This window comes from Marinifilum flexuosum, from assembly GCF_003610555.1.
Lineage (GTDB): Bacteria > Bacteroidota > Bacteroidia > Bacteroidales > Marinifilaceae > Marinifilum > Marinifilum flexuosum.
The window spans coordinates 105,073-124,565 of sequence record NZ_RAPQ01000009.1; the positions used below are offsets into that span (position 1 = coordinate 105,073).

The following is a 19,493-nucleotide window of genomic DNA, read 5'->3' on the forward strand; positions in this document are numbered from 1 at the left end:
TTGGCGTACTGAATTTTCAGAATTTAATCCTATTTTAAAAATCTTATAAATGTTCTAGTTATGACAAATACAGCAACAATGACTGCTCAGGACTATATGGATAAGGAATCTAAGTTTGGAGCACACAACTATCATCCACTTCCAGTAGTTTTAGAGCGCGGAGAAGGCGTTTATGTTTGGGATACTGACGGAAAGCAATATTTCGATTTCTTATCAGCTTATTCTGCTGTTAATCAAGGACACTGTCACCCAAAAATTATTAATGCATTAGTAGAGCAAGCACAAAAACTAACCCTAACCTCACGTGCTTTCTACAGCAACAACCTAGGAAAATACGAAGAATTTGTTACCAACTACTTTGGTTACGATAAAGTATTGCCAATGAACACAGGTGCCGAAGCTGATGAAACAGCACTTAAATTGGTTCGTCGCTGGGGTTACGATGTGAAAGGTATTCCGGAAAACGAAGCAAAAATTATTGTTTGTGATGGTAACTTCCATGGTCGTACAATTACGATTATTTCTATGTCTACCGATCCGGATTCATACAAAGGATTTGGACCTTACACTCCTGGTTTTGTTGTAATTCCTTACAACGACACAGAAGCTTTAGAGAAAGAATTGAAAGACCCTAATGTATGTGCATTCCTGGTTGAACCAATTCAAGGTGAAGCAGGTGTTTACGTTCCGGAAGATGGTTTCTTGAAGAAAGCTTACGATTTGTGTAAAGCAAATAACGTATTGTTCGTTGCCGACGAGGTACAAACCGGTATTGCAAGAACTGGTAAATTATTAGCTGTTGATCACGAAGGTGTTCGTCCGGATGTATTGATTCTAGGTAAAGCTATTTCTGGTGGTGTTGTACCAGTATCTGCTGTTTTAGCTGACGACGATGTAATGCTTTGCATTAAGCCAGGTGAGCATGGTTCTACTTTTGGTGGTAATCCACTTGCTTGTGAAGTTGCAATGGCTGCTCTTAATGTGATTAAAGATGAAAATCTTGCTGAAAATGCAGAAGCTATGGGTAAGATTTTCCGTGATGAATTGAAATCAGTTAAATCGGATATGATTGAATTGGTTCGCGGTAAAGGTCTTCTAAATGCAGTTGTTATTAAGCCTAAAGGTGGCAAAACTGCCTGGGATGTTTGTATGCGTTTACGCGACAACGGATTATTGGCTAAGCCAACTCACGGACACATCATCCGTTTTGCTCCTCCATTGACCATTAACGAAACTCAATTGCGTGAAGCGATTGAAATCATTAAGAAAACAATGGCTGAGTTCGAATAAACAGAACTCCATAAAATACAATTAAGGGTGACTCCATATCGGAATCACCCTTTTTCATTTTTAAAATATCTATTTTGTAATAATAAGTTTTGTCCTAATCACTTTATCAGGATACTGAATCACCAGGAAGTAGATGCCTCCGGGAAGATTCTGTAAATCGAACTCCAATCGGTCAGCATTAAAGCTGCGCTTAATTTGCTTGCTTAGAACAATACTGCCCGATGAATTGAATATCCTCAACAAACCATCATCATTCGTAGCCGAAAGCTCAACAAAGAACTGCCCCCTGTTAGGATTAGGATATACTACAATTCCCTTATCAGCAATCAAATCATCAATTCCTGTGGTAATAAATACCTGCTGTGCTTTTTGACTATCTCCACAAGCTTCGTTCGATACCGTTAATGTGACTACGTAGCCAGATCCATTTGCATTATCCAACACGAAGGAATGCGAAGGTTCAAATTCACTACTTATGATTCCATCTCCAAAATCCCACAAAACGGAAGTTGCATTTTCACTCAAATTGGTAAAATGAACCTCATTACGATCTATTTCGAAAGTAAAATCAGCAAGCGGAGGTTCCATTGGACTTACCGACACAGCATTTGAATACTGAACTGAAAATCCTTCTTTTGAAACCTTAGCACGATATATCTTATTTTCTACCACCTCCGGTGTTACCAGTAACTCGGCATTTTCGCCATCCAGATCTTCATAAACATCATTTAGCTCATTGTAAACCTGCCACTGAATGCTTCCATCAAATCCAGTTAATGTAATATTGGATTTAGATCCGTAACAAACCAATTCAGGATTGGCACTGGCCTCACCTGCCCTATTGGTTTTTGGTTCAGGTATTGTGAACGTACTTGATATTTTTGAAATCATACCAGGACCTTCAAATTCCAGCCTTGCACCTTGCACCTCCATATCACTGCTTGCAGTTAAGTCGGTGAATTTTACAAGCCCCTCAACAGCCATTTGAGTTAATGTACCTCCTAAAGTCCATTCCTGAGTATCAGCCTTTCGCACCGTAATCATTGTCTCACTATCGGTATCACAAATATTTCTATACTGATCCTGTAAATTTAATTGAGGCTGCCTGATTAGTGCTTCACCATTATTTGCAGGCGCTGAAGGTTCTTTCCCGATAACCAGATATTTTGATTTGCCATGGTGAATTGACTGCTCAAATCGGGTTGTATCGTACAAGCCGGAATAAATATACATTGAATCAACTCCATATTTCTGAAGAACAGAAGTTACCTCCGGATCAAAAGTAATTTGACCGGGAACAGATTTGTCATATTTTCCTTCTAAACTTCGAATACCATAGCGAATATCAAATATCTTTTCGCGCCAGGTTGTATTTTCCGTAAATGTAACCGTAAACATTTCATCAACATTAGCATTGGCAGCAGGTGTTATTATTGGCGCCGGTGGCCTTACAATATCAAAGCTATCCGAAACTACATTTGGAAGTCCATCAGAAGTAAATAATAATCTTGCACCAATAACTTCATCTTCGCTGGTAGCACTTAAATTCGTATACTCAACTACTCCTTCCAATGCTGTGATTGTTTTTATTCCTCCCAAATTCCACAATGCAGAATTATCATGATCCGCATCGGCATATTTATCTACCAAAACCTCTGTATTATTATCGGTTGTACAGTTGTTTTCATACTTATCCCGCAATTGTATTTTTGGCTGCTGAACCAAAGTATCCCCATTGTTTTCAGGTCCAATTGGCTGATCTACCAATAACATCTCGGTTGTTACACCATGTCCGATTTTTTGTTCGACTTTTGCATCGGCATAACCATTAGCAATCACAACAATGGTATCGGTCCTGGCGATATACAAAGTAGAGTCTTTTTCCGGATAGAATGTTATCGATCCAGCTTCAATCAGATAAGAGGTATCAACCAAAGCTTTTCCTGCAAAACTAATGGAGGAAATGGAATCTCTCCAGCTTGCATTGTCACTTGCCTGAATTACAAATTCATTGTCAACCGTTGCGTTTTCAGCAGCTATTAGCTCAATAATTGGAACAGGAATCGTAAATAAATTAGAAACCACTGAATCTCCGGTAAACGTGAATTGCAGATAAGCTGAATCAATAGCAATTTCGCTTGTCGCAATCAAATCTGTAAATAGAACTTTCCCTTCCGAAGATTGAACTTCCAGCGTTCCGCTTAATTCCCAAGCCTTGTTGTCATACTTTTCAACGCTTACCTGTGTAGAATTATCTGTAGTACAATCATTCAAATATTGATCTGCTAGTTTCAGTTCTGGTTGTTGTGCAAACAGTTCTCCGTTCACATCCGGACCAACAGGTTGAGTCAATACCAAAATACTATCGGCAACACCATGCTGAATATCTTGCTGAACCGTATCATGAGCAAATCCACGTGATTGAACAATGATTTGGAATGATCCATTCTTTTGAAGGAATTTAGAAGTAGAAGGAATCAATTCCAATTCGCCTGGCTGAGTAAAATTATAACTCTCCGCTACCAACACACTATCATTAACTGTTACTACGTTAATTCTATTTCTCCAAACAGAATCCTCCGTAAAGGTAATTTTAAATGGATTATCAACACTTGCATCAACTGCAGCAGTTAATACTGGTGGAGTTGCAACATCCGGAATATCAAATGGATCTGCTGTAACAGCATCAAGTCCTTCTGAACTAAACTGAATGATAGCCCCCTCAATTGGCCCTGTTGAATAAGCCGATAAATCATCGTAAGTTACAACACCATTTTCGGAGGTTTTTTCGACAGTACCTGCCAAATCCCACTCGCCTTCGTCACTTCCCGAAGCTTGTATCGTTCTATCACTATCAGAATCACATAAATTCGAATACTGGTCATAGAACTCTAAAATTGGTTGTTGCTCCAACAAATCTCCATTTGAAAGAGGCGCTAATGGTTGTTGTGTTATCTGCATAATTGTTGCTACACCATGCCCAACCGTCTGCTCTACCTTAGCATCACTAAAACCAAGAGCTTTAACTACAATTTCGAAAGTGCCTGCCTTTTGAAGTAACTCCTCTTCAGAAACACGAAATACAATATTATCAGTATTTATGGTATAAGCAGAAACAGGCAATGTATCTCCTTGATACGTAATCATTGTAATTTCAGTTCTCCAATCGTCATCAAAATCAAAAAAATCAATTGTAAAATCAGCATCAACCGTTGCATCAAACTGAGCCGTTAAATTTGGAGGATTCTTTAACATTGGAATATCAAACGGATCTGAATCTACCGAAGTAATCCCATCTCCTGAGAATGTTAAATATGCTCCTGTAACAGCATTAACACTAGATGCCGTTAATGCACGATAATTGATAACCCCATTACTTACTGCTTGCAAAGTATCTCCTCCTAATGTCCAATCATTTTCATCACCTCTTCTTACCACTACTTCATAAGTACTCTCTGAATCACAACTATTGTTGTATTGGTCCAGCAATGAAATTTTAGGTTGTAAATCAAGCTCTCCCCCATTCACCAAAGGAGCTGTTGGTTGTGTTTCGATAATTAATGAATCAGGTACTCCATGTTTAATTTCCTGATCAACCGAGGCATCTTGATATCCTCGTGAATACACAAGCACTTGTTTGGTGGCCGCCTCTTGTAAAGCTGCATCTTGTGAAGGATCGAATACAATTTTACCAGCCTGACTCTTATCATAGGCTGTTTCAGGCAACATGCTACCTCCATATGAAATTGAATCAATCTTGCCTTGCCATTCTGCATTATCAGCAAAAGTAACATCAAAGAGAGAATCTACCGTAGCGGTAGTAGAAGCAATTAATGATGGTGCAATCAGAGGAGCTGGAATCAAGAATGAATCAGATTCCGCGTTTGTTAGTCCTGTGCCGGAAAATGTAATTGTTGCATCACTAACCATATCAGTACTTCCGGCAGTAAGATCGGTATAAGATGCAACACCGTTTGTTACCATCAGAGAAACTGATCCTTCAAGAGTCCAACTTCCTCCACTTGCATTTGCTTCTACTGTTGTAGAATTATCATTTGTACAATCATTTTGATATTGATCCTGCAGTTTTACTACAGGCTGAGTTTGTAATAAATCACCATTATTCTCAGGACCAAAAGGCTGAGTAGTGATTACAATATTTGTTGCTACACCATGTCCTATTTCTTGCTGGACTGAATCCAATAGATACGAGGTTGATGTAATGTAAATATATTCATTTGCTACCAGCTGTAAATTGGCCGACTCAGCAGGCTTAAATATAATTTTACCCGCTACACTTGCATCGTAGGCAGTAGCTGGAAGAACATTTGTACCATACCTAACTTCTGTAATATTTGTTCGCCAGTCAGCATTATCTGTAAAAGTAATTTCAAAATCATTATCAACTGTTGCATTCGTAGCAGCGGTTAATACGGGACCTGCATTTAAATCAGGGATATCAAATGTATTAGAATTAACAGTTGTTAAATCTGTTGCAGAAAAGCTAATAAAAGCACCTGTTACTGGCCCCGGACTTGAGGCTGTTAAATCAGTATAACTAACCGAACCACTGGCCACGGTTTTGCTAACTGTTCCACCAAGTGTCCAATCATTGGTATCTCCTTCTGATGCGATAACTTCTATGGAGTTTTCACTGGTACAGTCATTTCCATATTGATCTCGCAAAGTAATACCTGGTTGCGTAGCCAATTCATCACCATTCTCTGCTGGCGCAGCTGGTTGAAGAGCGATAATCATCTCGGCAGCAGCACCATGTTTTATTTCCTGAGAAACACTTGCAGTTTCATATCCCTGCGCAAAAACCTCTATATCCTTGGTTCCTGCAAGCTGCAAATCAGTATCCTGTGATGGATCGAAAATAATTTTCTCTCCTTGTGTTTTGTCATAAGCTGATTCTGAGATCAGATTTCCTCCATAATGAATTGAATCTATAGACAATTGCCAGGTAGGATTTGCTACGAATGTTATTTCAAAAGTAGCATCAACAGTAGCATTTGAAGAAGCCAACAAACTAGGAGAAGCATCTAAAGCAGGAATCGTGAAAGCATCTGAAATTACATCACTCAAGGAGAATGAAGAAAATGTGATGGTTGCATCGGTCACTTCATTATCGCTACTCGCTGTTAAATCAGTAAATGAAATTTCACCTGCTGTTGCAGTTAATTCCAGCGTTCCTCCAATAGTCCATACTCCACCTGAAGATGCAGCAGTAAGATTTGTTGTGTTATCAGATGTTACAACATTTGCATATTGATCGTGAATTTGAACGACAGGCTGAGTGGCCAAACTTGCACCATTAGATCCAGGTCCAACTGGCTGTGTTGAAATAAAAAATGCACTGGCCAAACCATGACCTATTTCCTGCTCAACCGTAGCATTGGCATAACCACTTGCTATAACTGTAATTGTTTTGGTTCCCGCAGCTTGTAATATTGAGGATTGAGAAGGTGTAAATGTTATTCTTCCTGCCGCACTAGTATCATACGAAGCGCTCGGCAATGTTTCATCACCATATTGAATTGAACTAATACTTCCTCTCCAACTTACGTCTTCAGCAAAGTTGATGAAAAAATCATTATCAACCGTTGCTCCTTCTGCTGCAGAAAGAGTAGGCGTTGCATTTACAGGAATGTCAAAAGTATCGGAATTAACCGAAGCAAAACTACCAGAAGAAAAAGTAAGGTAAGCTCCTGTTACCGCTTCATCACTTGCAGCTGTTAAATCGGTGTATGTAAATTCTCCAGAAACCAATGTTTGATTTGGAGAACCTCCTAAAGACCAATCTCCACTATCTCCTTTAGCAACAGATATTGCAGTGGCATTGTCTCCTGTACAATTGTTTCCATATTGATCTTTGCTTCCAACTTTTGGTTGGGTAGCCAATAATCCACCATTTTGAGTTGGCGCACTTGGCTGTATTTCGATATAAATGGAAGTTGGAGCACCGTGTCCTATCTCCTGCGACAATGTTTTATCGTTAAAACCATCAGAAGAAAAAACAAAATCTGCTGTTCCAGCAGTTTGAAGAGCCGTAGATTTCGATGGATCAAAAGTTATCTGATCTCCTACATTAGTGTCATAAGCCTCTGAATCAACCGTATTTCCACCATAAGTTATCGATGAAATCTTAGATTGCCATGAATTAGAATCCGTAAAGGTAATGGTAAAACCATTATCAACCGTTGCATTGCTTGCTGCAGTTAAATCAGGAGGTGAGTTCAGTCCTAAATCAAATGTTGTTGAATTAATTCCTGTCACTCCGGTGGCGCTAAATGCAATAAAGGCAGCATTTACAACATCAGTACTTGATGCCGTTAAATCTGTAAATGTTATCACACCTGAAGATGCAGTTACACTTAAAGTTCCTTGCAAATCCCATGCAGCAGGATCGTTTTCTGCTGCAGTAACAGCTAAAGAGTTGTTTGAAATACAAACATTACCGTACTGATCTTGCACCTCAACTATCGGTTGAATTTGGAATGTATCACCATTATTGGCTGGAGCCACAGGTTCTGTTGCCACAATTAATTTGGTCTCCCCTCCATGTCCTATGGCTTGTGATACTGTTGCAGGACTATACCCATCAACCGAAATTACGATATCTCCTGTTTTTGCAGTTTGTAAAACAGGGTCATCAGCAGGATCAAAAGTAATTTTGTTGGTTGTTGAATTCACAGTATAAGCAGCAGTAGGTACTGTATTTCCATCAAAAGTAATTGAACTGATATTTGATTCCCAATCCACATTATCTACATAGGAAATTTCAAATGCAGCATCAACTGTAGCTCCGGAAGCCGCTGTTAAAGCTGGTGGCGTATTTAATCCCAGGTTAAAGTTTGCCGAAGTAATACCAGTTAAGCCTGCTGAACTAAAGCTAATATTTGCATCAGTTATTTCCTCATTACTACTTGCTGTCAAGCCAGCAAAAGTAAGCGTACCCGAATTTGCACTTTGGTCCAATGTTCCTCCCAAGGTCCAGTTTCCTGCATCACCTTTTGCTGCGGTAATGGTTCTCGCACCATCGGTACTACACAAATTATCGTATTGATCAAGCACTTCAACTACAGGTTGAGGATTCAACTCTCCACCATTAGATGTTGGAGATCCTGGTTGAGTAGAAACCGAAAGCTTGTTTGCAGCTCCATGATTAATGATTTGAGATAAGCTGGAATTATTAAAGCCATCTGAAACAAATACAAAATCAGCAGTTCCTGTTGTTTGTAAAGCAATTGACAAAGATGGCGTAAAAGTTATTTGTCCTGACGTAGAGGTATTATATGCACCAGCATCGACACCATTTCCATTATAAGTAATACTTGATATTTTTGATTGCCAACCGTCAACATCTGTAAATGTAATGGTAAAATCTCCGTCAACATCTGCATTACTGGCAGCCGTTAAATCAGAAGGTGATGAATTCAGTCCCAAGTTAAATGTATCTGAATCTGCACCAGTTAAACCAGAACTACTAAAGCTTAAGTAAGCACCAGTAATTGCTTCGTTACTACTTGCTGTTAAGTTGGTAAATGATAATGATCCTGAACTAACGCTGGATGAAAGATCTCCACCAAGAGTCCAGTTTCCCGTATCTCCTTTCGCTACTGATACATTTGTGGCATTATCTGTTGAACAATCGTTATTGTATTGATCTTGCAATTTAACTGATGGTTGTGTTGCCAATTGTCCCCCGTTTACAGATGGAGCCGCAGGTTGAGTTACCACAATAATTTGTGTGGCTGATCCATGACCAATGGTTTGTGAAACAGTCGCATCAGCATAAGTATCTGATTTTACCACCAAATTGGCCGTTCCCGCTGTTTGAAGAGCTGAATTTCCTCCACCTGGCTTCAGTGTTATGGTATTGGCTGTTCCATCGATATCGTAATCAGTTCCCGAACTTAGTACTGTACTATTGTAAGATACTTCTGATATCTTGGATTCCCAATCTGAATTGTCATCAAATGAAACCGTAAAGTTGGCATCTACAGTTGCCGAACCGGCAGCGTTTAGCGATGGTGCAGAATTTAGACTTAAAGCAAATGAGTTGGATTCAAGAGTAAAACTTCCGCCACCCAAATCAAAAGTAATGCTAGCTGCTGTAACTTCCACGTTACTACTTGCGCTTAAGCCTGAGTAGCTTACCACACCACCAACTGCAGTTTGAGGTAAACTTCCACCCAAGGTCCATGTTCCATTTCCTGTAGCAGAGGCATCTACCTGTGTTGCACCATCAGAATCGCAATTGTTATCGTACTGATCTTTCAGTTGAAGAACAGGCTGTGCTGCCAGTGCTGCACCATTTGTAGCAGGCGCCGCTGGCTGAGTGGTAATGGTGAATTTTGTGGCCGCTCCATGACCAATGGTTTGTGAAACAGTCGCATCAGCATAAGTATCTGATTTTACCACCAAATTGGCCGTTCCCGCTGTTTGAAGAACTGAATTTCCTCCACCTGGCTTCAGTGTTATGGTATTGGCTGTTCCATCGATATCGTAATCAGTTCCCGAAATTAGTACTGTACTATTATAAGATACTTCTGAAATCTTGGATTCCCAATCTGAATTGTCATCAAATGAAACCGTAAAATTGGCATCTACAGTTGCCGAACCGGCAGCGTTTAGCGATGGTGCAGAATTTAGACTTAAAGCAAATGAGTTGGATTCAAGAGTAAAACTTCCGCCACCCAAATCAAAAGTAATGCTAGCTGCTGTAACTTCCACGTTACTACTTGCAGTTAAGCCTGAGTAGCTTACCACACCACCAACTGCAGTTTGAGGTAAACTTCCACCCAAGGTCCATGTTCCATTTCCCGTAGCTGAAGCATCTACCTGTGTTGCACCATCAGAATCGCAATTGTTATCGTACTGATCTTTCAGTTGAAGAACAGGCTGTGCTGCCAGTGCTGCACCATTTGTAGCAGGCGCCGCTGGCTGAGTGGTAATGGTGAATTTTGTGGCCGCTCCATGACCAATGGTTTGTGAAACTGTTGCGTTGTTATAACCGGTTACATAAATAATCAAATCTGCAGTAGCAGGTGTTTGCAATATAGCCTGAAGAGAAGGATCGAAAGTAATCGTATTGGCATCTGTATCCACAGTGTATACACCTATAGCATCTAGCTTGACACTATTGTAAAAAATAGAATCAATACTAGCTTCCCAAGTCGTCTCGTCAACATATGAAACAACAAATGCATTGTCAACGGTTGCACCTGAGGCAGGTGTTAAAGCTGGTGGAGTAGTTTGAGCCAAAAGAATAAACGAAGTGAATACCCATAGGTATCCCAGGAGTAAATATTTTTTCATAGCATAGGACTTTTGATAACTAACAGCTTGAATAAACCAAAGCACATACCAAACCTCCTATATCACTATTCTCATGTCACTTAAGTGATTTTACTCAGTCATACGTTTCATCTACGTTTTTGGAGAAAATAGGATGCATTAATCCTGAAAGCATTGAATTCTCTATTTTCTTTTAACATTTCTTAACAAATTCCCTTTTTGGAAGAATTATCCGATTTTGGATAAGAAAAAGCGTTAAACCAAGCCTACTTTCAGCCATAAACAAAGATATAGTTAACAATAATTCTTTAAGCTGGAAGTCAAAATTTTTAGGATAGATCGTAGTTGGAACCACGGTTCTTGTTAAACTTTTTAAGAGGAAGTGTGTCTCGATACACGGTTTGCGTCAAAATTTTTAATAAAGGAGGTGGGGTAAGCCACACTTCATGTTAAAATTTTTAATCAGGATCGTATCTTTTTTAAGCTCAAGTATAGTTCGAACCACGATTAAGGTAAAACTTTTTGAACCAAGTGTGCTTCGATACACGGTATAGCTCAATATTTTCAATTGAGAAGTAGCTTGCTCCACACTTCGTGTCTACTTTTTTAATAAAATTCGGTTAATACTAATACACAAACAAAAGAGGCTTCTTTGCTATAAAGCAAGAGAAGCCTATCTAAATTATAAATTGAATTTACGCTATTTAATATTCAAATGATTTTTGCAATAAATCCAATTCCTGCTCTTTTTCTTCTTCTTTCAACTTCATTTCTTTGTGTCTGATTTTGAAATCTCTAGAATAGTTTATCAAATGAGTCCCTCTATTCTCCAACCCTCCAAATGCTGACATTCGCTCAAAATGATAAGCAGATTGTAATAGCTCCACCTCCATTTCATTCATCTTTTCTGGAAAATCGGTTCCAAACTTACTTGCTGCCAACGAAAAGAACCTACAAATATCATATGCTCTAAAGCTAAAGTCACTTGGTTCACTCATAAACCTATTTCTAAATTCATTCACAAACTTATTGACTTTTTCTTCTTTATAATCAACAAAATAAGGACTAAACAATGAGAAATTTAAATTGTAATAATAGTCAGCTTCCAAACTGGTATATCTTTGCCATTTCGAGAATCCCACCAAACGTATCGCATATCTTTGGCTCAAGACATTTAAATTGGTAATGATATTCTCCACCAAAGGTTGATCATTCGATGGCAAAATCACTATGTTTTCACATGAATCGCACATGGTAGCCTCTAAACCATATCTACCATATTCATCAAACGAAATTTTCTTATATGATACTTCATCGGTTTGCCAATACAATCCTTTTTCGAACAGCTGATGTTCGATATCCTTAATCAATTTTGCTTCATTTAAATGCTTGTATCTTTCAGGATGCACAACAACAATATTCTTGTACTCAAAATCTTCACTTACATAGTTTGAAATTTGTCGACAAATTGAGTTTAATGAAGTATTCAATTGTATCACAAAAGGATTAGAATCGATTTGAGGATTCTTTGCTGACAAAGGCGAAATGATTGGAATTTTCTTTGTTCTGGCAAAATCAGCAGCTACTGCGAATGTTCGTGGATACACAGGACCAATCCAATAATCGAAATCAATAAATTGAATTTGCGATAAAGTTCTTTGTAATTTCTCAGGATTTCGCTCAGTATCAAAAACATGCAAATCTACCGACAATCCTTCCTTTTGCAAAGAATCAACAGCCAGCAATACTCCTTGATAAAAACGAATAAATTCGCGCGACTTGCGATAAATTACACGTGATTCTCTTTCTGTAACAATTTCAATGGTATCTTTATAAGTTACGATCTGATTAATAGTATCGTTGGCTTCCAGATACAATGGTAAAAATAAACCAACACTCACCTTTTTCTTGGCAACCTCCGCTACCACTTCATCAACCTGTTGTATGGTATCCAGAACAACCAACTCTTCTTTAATTGTATCCTTTGGTGTTTCTTTTATCTCAAAATACTCAAGTGGTACCAAATAGCGTGGAATTCTCACCCAATCACCAGGTTGTAAAATTTTATTCTTTAATTTCGGATTTAATTTTCGAAGCTTTTTTTGCTTCATCATAAACTCGTTTGCAATTGAATACTGCGTATCACCAGCTTTAATTACGTAGTAGTAATATTTTTTATCGTGCTTTGGAACGCTTAATTCCTTTACTTCTTTTTGCTGTTGATTTTTGGGGATTTTTACCACAGAATTCAATGGCAAAGACTGATTGCTTCCTGGATTTTCCTTCTCGATAGATGCCATTGACACACTATACTTTTTCGAAAGCGAATAAACTGTATCAGCTTCCTTTACAACATGATAGATGTATCTACCATCCTCTTTTTTGACAATAATAGGCGAAATCGCCTTTTGCCCTTCAACAAAAGGAATTCGCAACACTTCATTAATACTTACTGTAGCCTGACTTTTGCCATTAACTTTCATAAGATCATTAAGTGCCACTCCATAGGCTTTTGAAATGGAAAATAAAGTTTGTTTTTCTTTTACTACATGCAAAAGATAGGTTTTACCACCAACAACTACCTTATTTTTAGATATTTCAATTGTAGCATTCTGAGAATGAGCAAAATTAACAGTCCCTAAAGAAAGACCAATCAAGAGAAAAATGCGAAGAAAACAATTCATTAAATATTTGTTTTTCAAACGTTTATAGTTTATTCAAATTGCAAACAAAAATACTAAAGTATGCTTTGAAAACAAAATATATACAAGAATTGCGCCATAGAAAAAATAAAATCGGAGTTGAACAGCTCAGCTCCGATTATAAAGTCAACACATAAAGTATCTATAAATTAGTTTTCTACCAGAACAAATTCATCATATTCAATCTCAAACTTCAGCTTTTGTCGAGCCTCTTCTTTTGCCAAAGCTATAAATATATCTCTGCACTCATTATTTACTGCCACCTCTGACATCTCAGAATAGAATTTGAACTTCTCTTTCTCTTTTTTCATGGCAAGAATCAAAGCCTCCTGATATGATAGATCTGTTTTTGTACAATCAATATCCTCTAGCGAACCTGCAATTTTCATATCCTGTACTTCATCAACATCGAACTCTACCTTAAGATCCTTCATCTTTTCTAGTCTTAACATTCTCGCAGTTTTCTCAAGAGCAATATTCATGAATAATTGCTTCACATTCTTCCTATCCATCCGCTCTGCCAAATCTGAGTAAAACTCAATTTCGCTCATTTCACTATCAATCGCATAATCGATAATTTCCTCAAAAGTTCTAAAAATTTTCATCTAACCTACTATTTTGACGTTTACAACCACATTAACTCAACCAAGCACATTACTTTAAAAAGTATCAAATCAATAAGTTACAAAATAATTGATTCGATGTCAAAAAGATTATTTGCTTTTAAGAAACCATGAACCGAAAATCTATCATTCTACACTTATTTATTCCTTAATTGAAATTGTATTTAGATGAAACATATGTATTCAAAAACCGAATATCAGCAGTATTATACACTTTCAACAAACTTTTGTTGATCTATTCACACTCTCTATTTTACTCATAAAAACAATACATAACTCTATTTCAATTAAGTCGTTATAATAGGTAAAATATAATCTCTGTTGAATAATTATTAAAACAACACCCTCTTTTTAGTTTCATTTTTGCACATTTAATTTGTTTTTTGAAACTTTTTATCTATTTTCACTTAAGAATTCACAATTACCAATCGAAATGGCAATACAAGGAGACATATCAAAATCTGAACATATTGAATGGAAATTCATTCCTCTTACCATTCAAAAACTTGAGTTGAACAAACAGTATAAAATTGCTTTAATTGTTGCTTTTGGATGTTTTTTTGGTCTTAGATTAAAAAACATTTTAACAATTAGATGGGAAGATGTTTTAAATAAAACTTCTTTTGAAATTATGGATAAAAACAAATTAAGAACCATTTATATCATTGATGATATTAATAACCTGATTCGTAGAATCTATTGCAAAATGGAGACTCCAGATATAGAACAGCATATATTTTTAAACAATAGTGGTAAACAAGTTTTATCCTCGCAGTATGTTAACAAGCAAATCAAATTGCTTTTTACCAAATACGAAATACCTTATCAGAATTTATCCTCAGATAGTTTTTTAAAGACTTTTTGCATAAAATTTTTGGAAACTAAGAACTTCTCGGCTGATGCAAAAAGATGGATTTCCCAATTATTGGGGCACGCCTCCTGGAAAATAACAGCTAAGTTTTTAGGCTGTTCTAATTCTTCTGAAGACAAGGATAACTATATGATATTCTCAATGTAATCCAATAAAACAAAAATTAAAAGTTAGTCACAAAACATATCATTAACAAAATCAATATTAATTCATAAAAAAACTAAACAATGGAAAATTTAGCTATCATTATTTTTAGTGTACTTGCAGTAATATTATTGCTCTTCTCAATTGTTATCGTTAATCAAAAACAAGCCAAAATCATTCAACGATTGGGTAAATTTCAATCGGTGCGAAAGGCAGGTATTAGTTTAAGAATTCCGATTATAGATCAGGTAGTTGGTGTTCAAAATTTACAAATTCAGGAATTGCGCGTTCCAGTTGAAACCATTACTCAGGATAAGGTTACTTTAAAGATTGAAGTTGCGATACAATATCTTATTAAGGCTGACATGGAGAGCATTAAAAACTCATTTTACGAGCTTGCAGATTCAACTGCACAGATAGAATCATTTGTTTTCGATGCCGTAAGAGCAGAGGTACCAAAAATGGAGTTGGATATGGTTTATGAGAATAAAGACAACATTGCTAATACGGTTATGGAAGGTCTGAATTCATTATTGTCTAGCTATGGTTTTGACATTAAAAAGACATTGGTAGTAGACATTTTACCCGATGCTAAAGTTGTAGATGCAATGAATGCGATTAACGAACAGAAAAGACTTCGTCAAGCTGCTGAAGAAAAAGGAGAAGCTGAAAAAATTCTGATTATCAAAGCAGCTGAAGCAGAGAAAGAAAGTAAAAAATTACAGGGTGAAGGTGTTGCTTTACAACAAATGGCCGTTTTAAAAGGACGTGAAAAAGCCATTAAAGATTTAACTGTAGGAACCAACATGGAAATTAAAGACGCTACCGAATTAGTGATAAAACTAATCGACCAAGAGACACTAATCAGTATGGGAGAAAAGAATAAAAATGTGATTTTTATGACTTCCGACCTAGGTATGAAAGGAAAAATGATGGAAGCTATGGTTGGAGCTGATGTGGTTAGCAACCAACACAAAAACTAAGGCTAATTACAAAATAATATTTGACATTTAAAATCCCTAATGTTTCCTGAGCTTTAGGGATTTTTATTTTGTCTTTTCAATTAAGATCAATTGAATTTCAAGCAATAAAAAAGCCGTAGCAATGCTACGGCTCTTCAGTATTATCAAACAAATTCTAGTTCTCAGTTAAGATGTTGTTGTCATATTCTACTTCGAATCTCAATTTGTGTTTTGCTTCTTCCTGAGCTAACATCAAAAACATATCACGTGAAACTTCATCAGATGCAGCAGCAGCCAAATCGTTATACAATTTAAATGCAGCTTTCTCTTTTTTCATCGCAATGGTTAAAGCTTCCTGGTAGGTAATGTTTGTTTTTTCAGTATCAACATCAACAAGGTAATCACCAATCTTTAAATCAGCTACCTTTTCTTCTGATACCTTATACTCCTTACCATTTTTAATAGACTCCAACTTCGCACGGTGTCCGATCTCTTCCAAAGCGTATTGCTCAAAAGTATCTTTCATTTCCTGGTGATCCATTTTCGCTGCCAAAGCAGTATAGAAATCAGCAGCCATTTGCTCTTCGTTGATAGCAAAATCTAGAATATCCTCAAGTGAATTAAATTCCTTCATATCTTATTTCAATTTTAAAGTATCGCAATCTTATTATTTCAAAATCCTTTTTAATGAAAGATAATGAATAATTTGATATAGTTATCGGTTTTCAGCATATAGCAGACAGCATCTTTTAAGCTTTTAACTGTCCGCTAAAAGCTGTTTGCCAATACCTATTGTTCTACTTTTTGAGACAAATATTTTTCTTTCAAATATACATCCATATTGGCAGCAGCCTTACGACCGTCACCCATTGCAAGGATTACTGTAGCACCACCGCGCACGATGTCACCACCTGCAAATACTTCCGGAATGGAAGACTGCATCTTATCCTTCACTACCTCAATGGTTCCCCACTTCGATACTTCCAATCCTTCAACCGAGTTTGGAATCAATGGGTTTGGAGATACACCAACAGCAACAACTACTACAGTTGCATCGATATTGTATTCCGATCCTTCCATAGGAATAGGTCTTCTACGTCCTGATGCATCAGGCTCTCCCAATTCCATTTTCTGAACTCTTACTTGCTTCACACGACCGTTATCGTCAGCAATGTATTCAATAGGATTTGTCAGAGTCAAGAACTCAACACCTTCTTGTTTTGCGTGGTGAACCTCTTCAACACGTGCAGGCATCTCCTCTTCAGAACGACGATATACGATCATTGCTCTTTCAGCTCCTAAACGTTTTGCAGTACGTACCGAGTCCATTGCAGTGTTACCACCACCTACTACTACTACGTTTTTACCACGTAGAACCGGAGTATCTGAATCCTCAGCATCTGCTCCCATCAAGTTCACACGAGTTAAGTATTCGTTTGATGAAAGGATACCATTGGCATTCTCTCCAGGGATGTTCATGAATCTTGGCAATCCAGCTCCTGAGCCTACATAGAATGCTTTGTAGCCTTCTTCTTTTAGGTCTTCCAATGAAGCAGTCTGTCCTACAATAAAGTTTGTGATGAACTTCACACCCATGTTGCGTAGGTTGTCAATTTCAACGTCAACAACAGCATTTGGCAAACGGAATTCAGGAATACCATATTTCAATACACCACCAATCTCGTGAAGAGCTTCGAATACAGTTACGTCGTAACCCAACTTAGCCATGTCACCAGCAAAAGACAATCCCGAAGGACCTGATCCGATTACTGCAACCTTCACTCCATTAGACTCTGCACATTCCGGAACAGCAATCTCACCCGATTCTCTCTCCCAGTCAGCAGCGAAACGCTCAAGGTATCCAATGGCAACCGATGGTTGGTTTAATTTCTCAACATAGAAACATTTCTGCTCACACTGAACTTCCTGTGGACAAACACGACCACAAACTGCAGGCAATGCACTTGTTTCTTTTAATACAGAAGCGGCCTTTCCAAACTCGCCTCTTTCAATATTTTTAATGAACTTAGGAATGTTAATGCTTACCGGACAACCTTCCATACATGTAGGATTTACACAGTCCATACAACGCATAGCTTCCTTAACTGCCTGTTCCTTAGTCAGTCCATTATTTACTTCAATTCTTTGTGATTTGATACGCTCATTAGGGTCTTGTTCTGACATTTCGACCCTTTCAATAGCCATACGATCTTTGGCCTTTGTTTTCTTTTGGAGCTCAACTCTCCACTCTTTTTTGCGCTCGTTTTTTATATACTCTTCAGACCTTTCCATTGTCCTGATTTTGTTATTAGTTGATTATTCCTGAAAATGATCCATTTTATCTTGTTCCTCTGACTTGTATCCACCTAGTCTCGACATCATCTCATCAAAATCGATTTTATGAGCATCGAATTCAGGTCCATCAACACAAGTAAATTTAGTTTTACCATCAACAGTAACACGACATGCTCCACACATACCAGTACCATCAACCATAATACTATTCAAACTTGCCATGGTTGGAATTTCGTACTTCTTGGTTAGCAGAGAACAGAATTTCATCATGATAGCAGGACCAATAGTAATACACTCGTCAATTTTTTCACGTTGTATTACTTCTTCCATACCCTCTGTAACCAAACCTTTTTTACCGTACGATCCATCATCAGTCATAATGATCACCTCATCGGAATGTTTGCGCATTTCATCTTCTAAAATCAAAAGATCTTTATTTCGCGCTGCAAGAACAGTTATTACCTTATTCCCCGCTTTCTTATATCCTTCTACAATTGGTAATAGTGGCGCAACTCCAACACCACCACCGCAACAAAGAACAGTACCTACATTATGAATTTCGGTCGGCTTACCTAACGGCCCAACTAAATCGGTAACGTAATCACCTGCTTCTAAAGCACATAGTTTTTGAGAAGAAACCCCCATTTTTTGTACAATCATGGTAATGGTTCCTTTCTTAACATCTGCACCTGCAATGGTTAGAGGAATTCTTTCTCCTTTTTCGCCAACTCTTACAATAACAAAGTTACCTGGTTTGCGTGCTTTAGCAATTAAAGGAGCTTCAACTACAATTTTTACTACTTTTTCTGAAAAATTTTCTTTTTCAACGATCTTGTTCATTACTTTTTTTATAAATGAATGAAAAAACAGAATAAAAACTGACTTATTCATCTTTGGAACATGCTAATTCGCAATCGTTTCCATATCTGAATTTCAGCACTTGTTTCTATTCCAAATGTAAAAAGAAGTGGCATACCTACCTACAACTAAAAAAGTATTTTTAAACAGTTTTTTAGTTTAGGATAAATCTAATTAAACCCTTAGATTCTCAGCGTTTTTGAACAATCACCTCTTCCTGCAAATAACGAGTTTGTAAAATATAGCATTACAACTACTTATGCAAAAAATACAGAAATATTTCTCTCCCTACAATCCTATCAAGAATAAATCGAGATTAGAAACTTGTACAAACACTTCTTTTCATCATTTCACTTGCTGAATGGTTATATGACAAACTTAACTTATACATCTGGCTTTGACCTGAAACAAATAAAGGAGAAACTGTAACAATTTACTGAATCCA

Annotated in this window: 9 protein-coding genes; 3 read left to right on the forward strand and 6 right to left on the reverse strand. The window is 37.3% G+C overall.

Annotated features, from left to right (window positions below; translation table 11 throughout):
• Positions 1-60 precede the first annotated feature (60 nt).
• On the forward strand, positions 61-1,290 hold the full coding sequence (rocD, locus tag BXY64_RS10370) for an ornithine--oxo-acid transaminase (RefSeq protein WP_317124611.1): 1,230 nt from the start codon (positions 61-63) through the stop codon (positions 1,288-1,290).
• A 69-nt stretch (positions 1,291-1,359) separates the two neighbouring features.
• Here the strand turns inward: rocD and BXY64_RS10375 are convergent, their stop codons facing one another.
• From BXY64_RS10375 to BXY64_RS10385, 3 genes are all read right to left on the reverse strand, one after another.
• Positions 1,360-10,614, reverse strand: coding sequence for a hemoblobin-interacting domain-containing protein (locus tag BXY64_RS10375; protein WP_120239900.1), 9,255 nt, complete (start codon positions 10,612-10,614; stop codon positions 1,360-1,362).
• Positions 10,615-11,297: 683 nt separating this feature from the next.
• Positions 11,298-13,277, reverse strand: coding sequence for a PBP1 and LysM peptidoglycan-binding domain-containing protein (locus BXY64_RS10380; protein ID WP_120239901.1), 1,980 nt, complete (start codon positions 13,275-13,277; stop codon positions 11,298-11,300).
• 167 nt (positions 13,278-13,444) lie between these two features.
• Entirely contained in the window at positions 13,445-13,900 is a 456-nt protein-coding gene (locus tag BXY64_RS10385; protein WP_120239902.1) for a ferritin family protein, read from the reverse strand.
• A 451-nt stretch (positions 13,901-14,351) separates the two neighbouring features.
• Between BXY64_RS10385 and BXY64_RS10390 the strand changes: the two genes are divergently transcribed.
• The gene (locus BXY64_RS10390) at positions 14,352-14,936 is read left to right on the forward strand and encodes a tyrosine-type recombinase/integrase (protein ID WP_120239903.1); all 585 of its coding nucleotides are present in this window, start codon (positions 14,352-14,354) and stop codon (positions 14,934-14,936) included.
• Between the two features lie 80 nt (positions 14,937-15,016).
• On the forward strand, positions 15,017-15,916 hold the full coding sequence (locus BXY64_RS10395) for an SPFH domain-containing protein (protein ID WP_120239904.1): 900 nt from the start codon (positions 15,017-15,019) through the stop codon (positions 15,914-15,916).
• A 154-nt stretch (positions 15,917-16,070) separates the two neighbouring features.
• Here BXY64_RS10395 and BXY64_RS10400 read toward each other — a convergent pair whose 3' ends face one another.
• The 3 genes from BXY64_RS10400 to BXY64_RS21430 form a co-directional block, all read right to left on the reverse strand.
• Positions 16,071-16,529 carry a ferritin family protein gene (locus BXY64_RS10400; protein WP_120239905.1) on the reverse strand — a complete coding sequence of 153 codons (459 nt, stop codon included), beginning with the start codon at positions 16,527-16,529 and terminating at the stop codon, positions 16,071-16,073.
• Between the two features lie 155 nt (positions 16,530-16,684).
• Positions 16,685-18,187, reverse strand: a complete 1,503-nt coding sequence (gene gltA, locus BXY64_RS21425; protein WP_211334473.1) for an NADPH-dependent glutamate synthase — start codon at positions 18,185-18,187, stop codon at positions 16,685-16,687.
• Between the two features lie 24 nt (positions 18,188-18,211).
• Positions 18,212-19,030 carry a sulfide/dihydroorotate dehydrogenase-like FAD/NAD-binding protein gene (locus tag BXY64_RS21430; RefSeq protein ID WP_207784667.1) on the reverse strand — a complete coding sequence of 273 codons (819 nt, stop codon included), beginning with the start codon at positions 19,028-19,030 and terminating at the stop codon, positions 18,212-18,214.
• Positions 19,031-19,493: the final 463 nt, after the last annotated feature.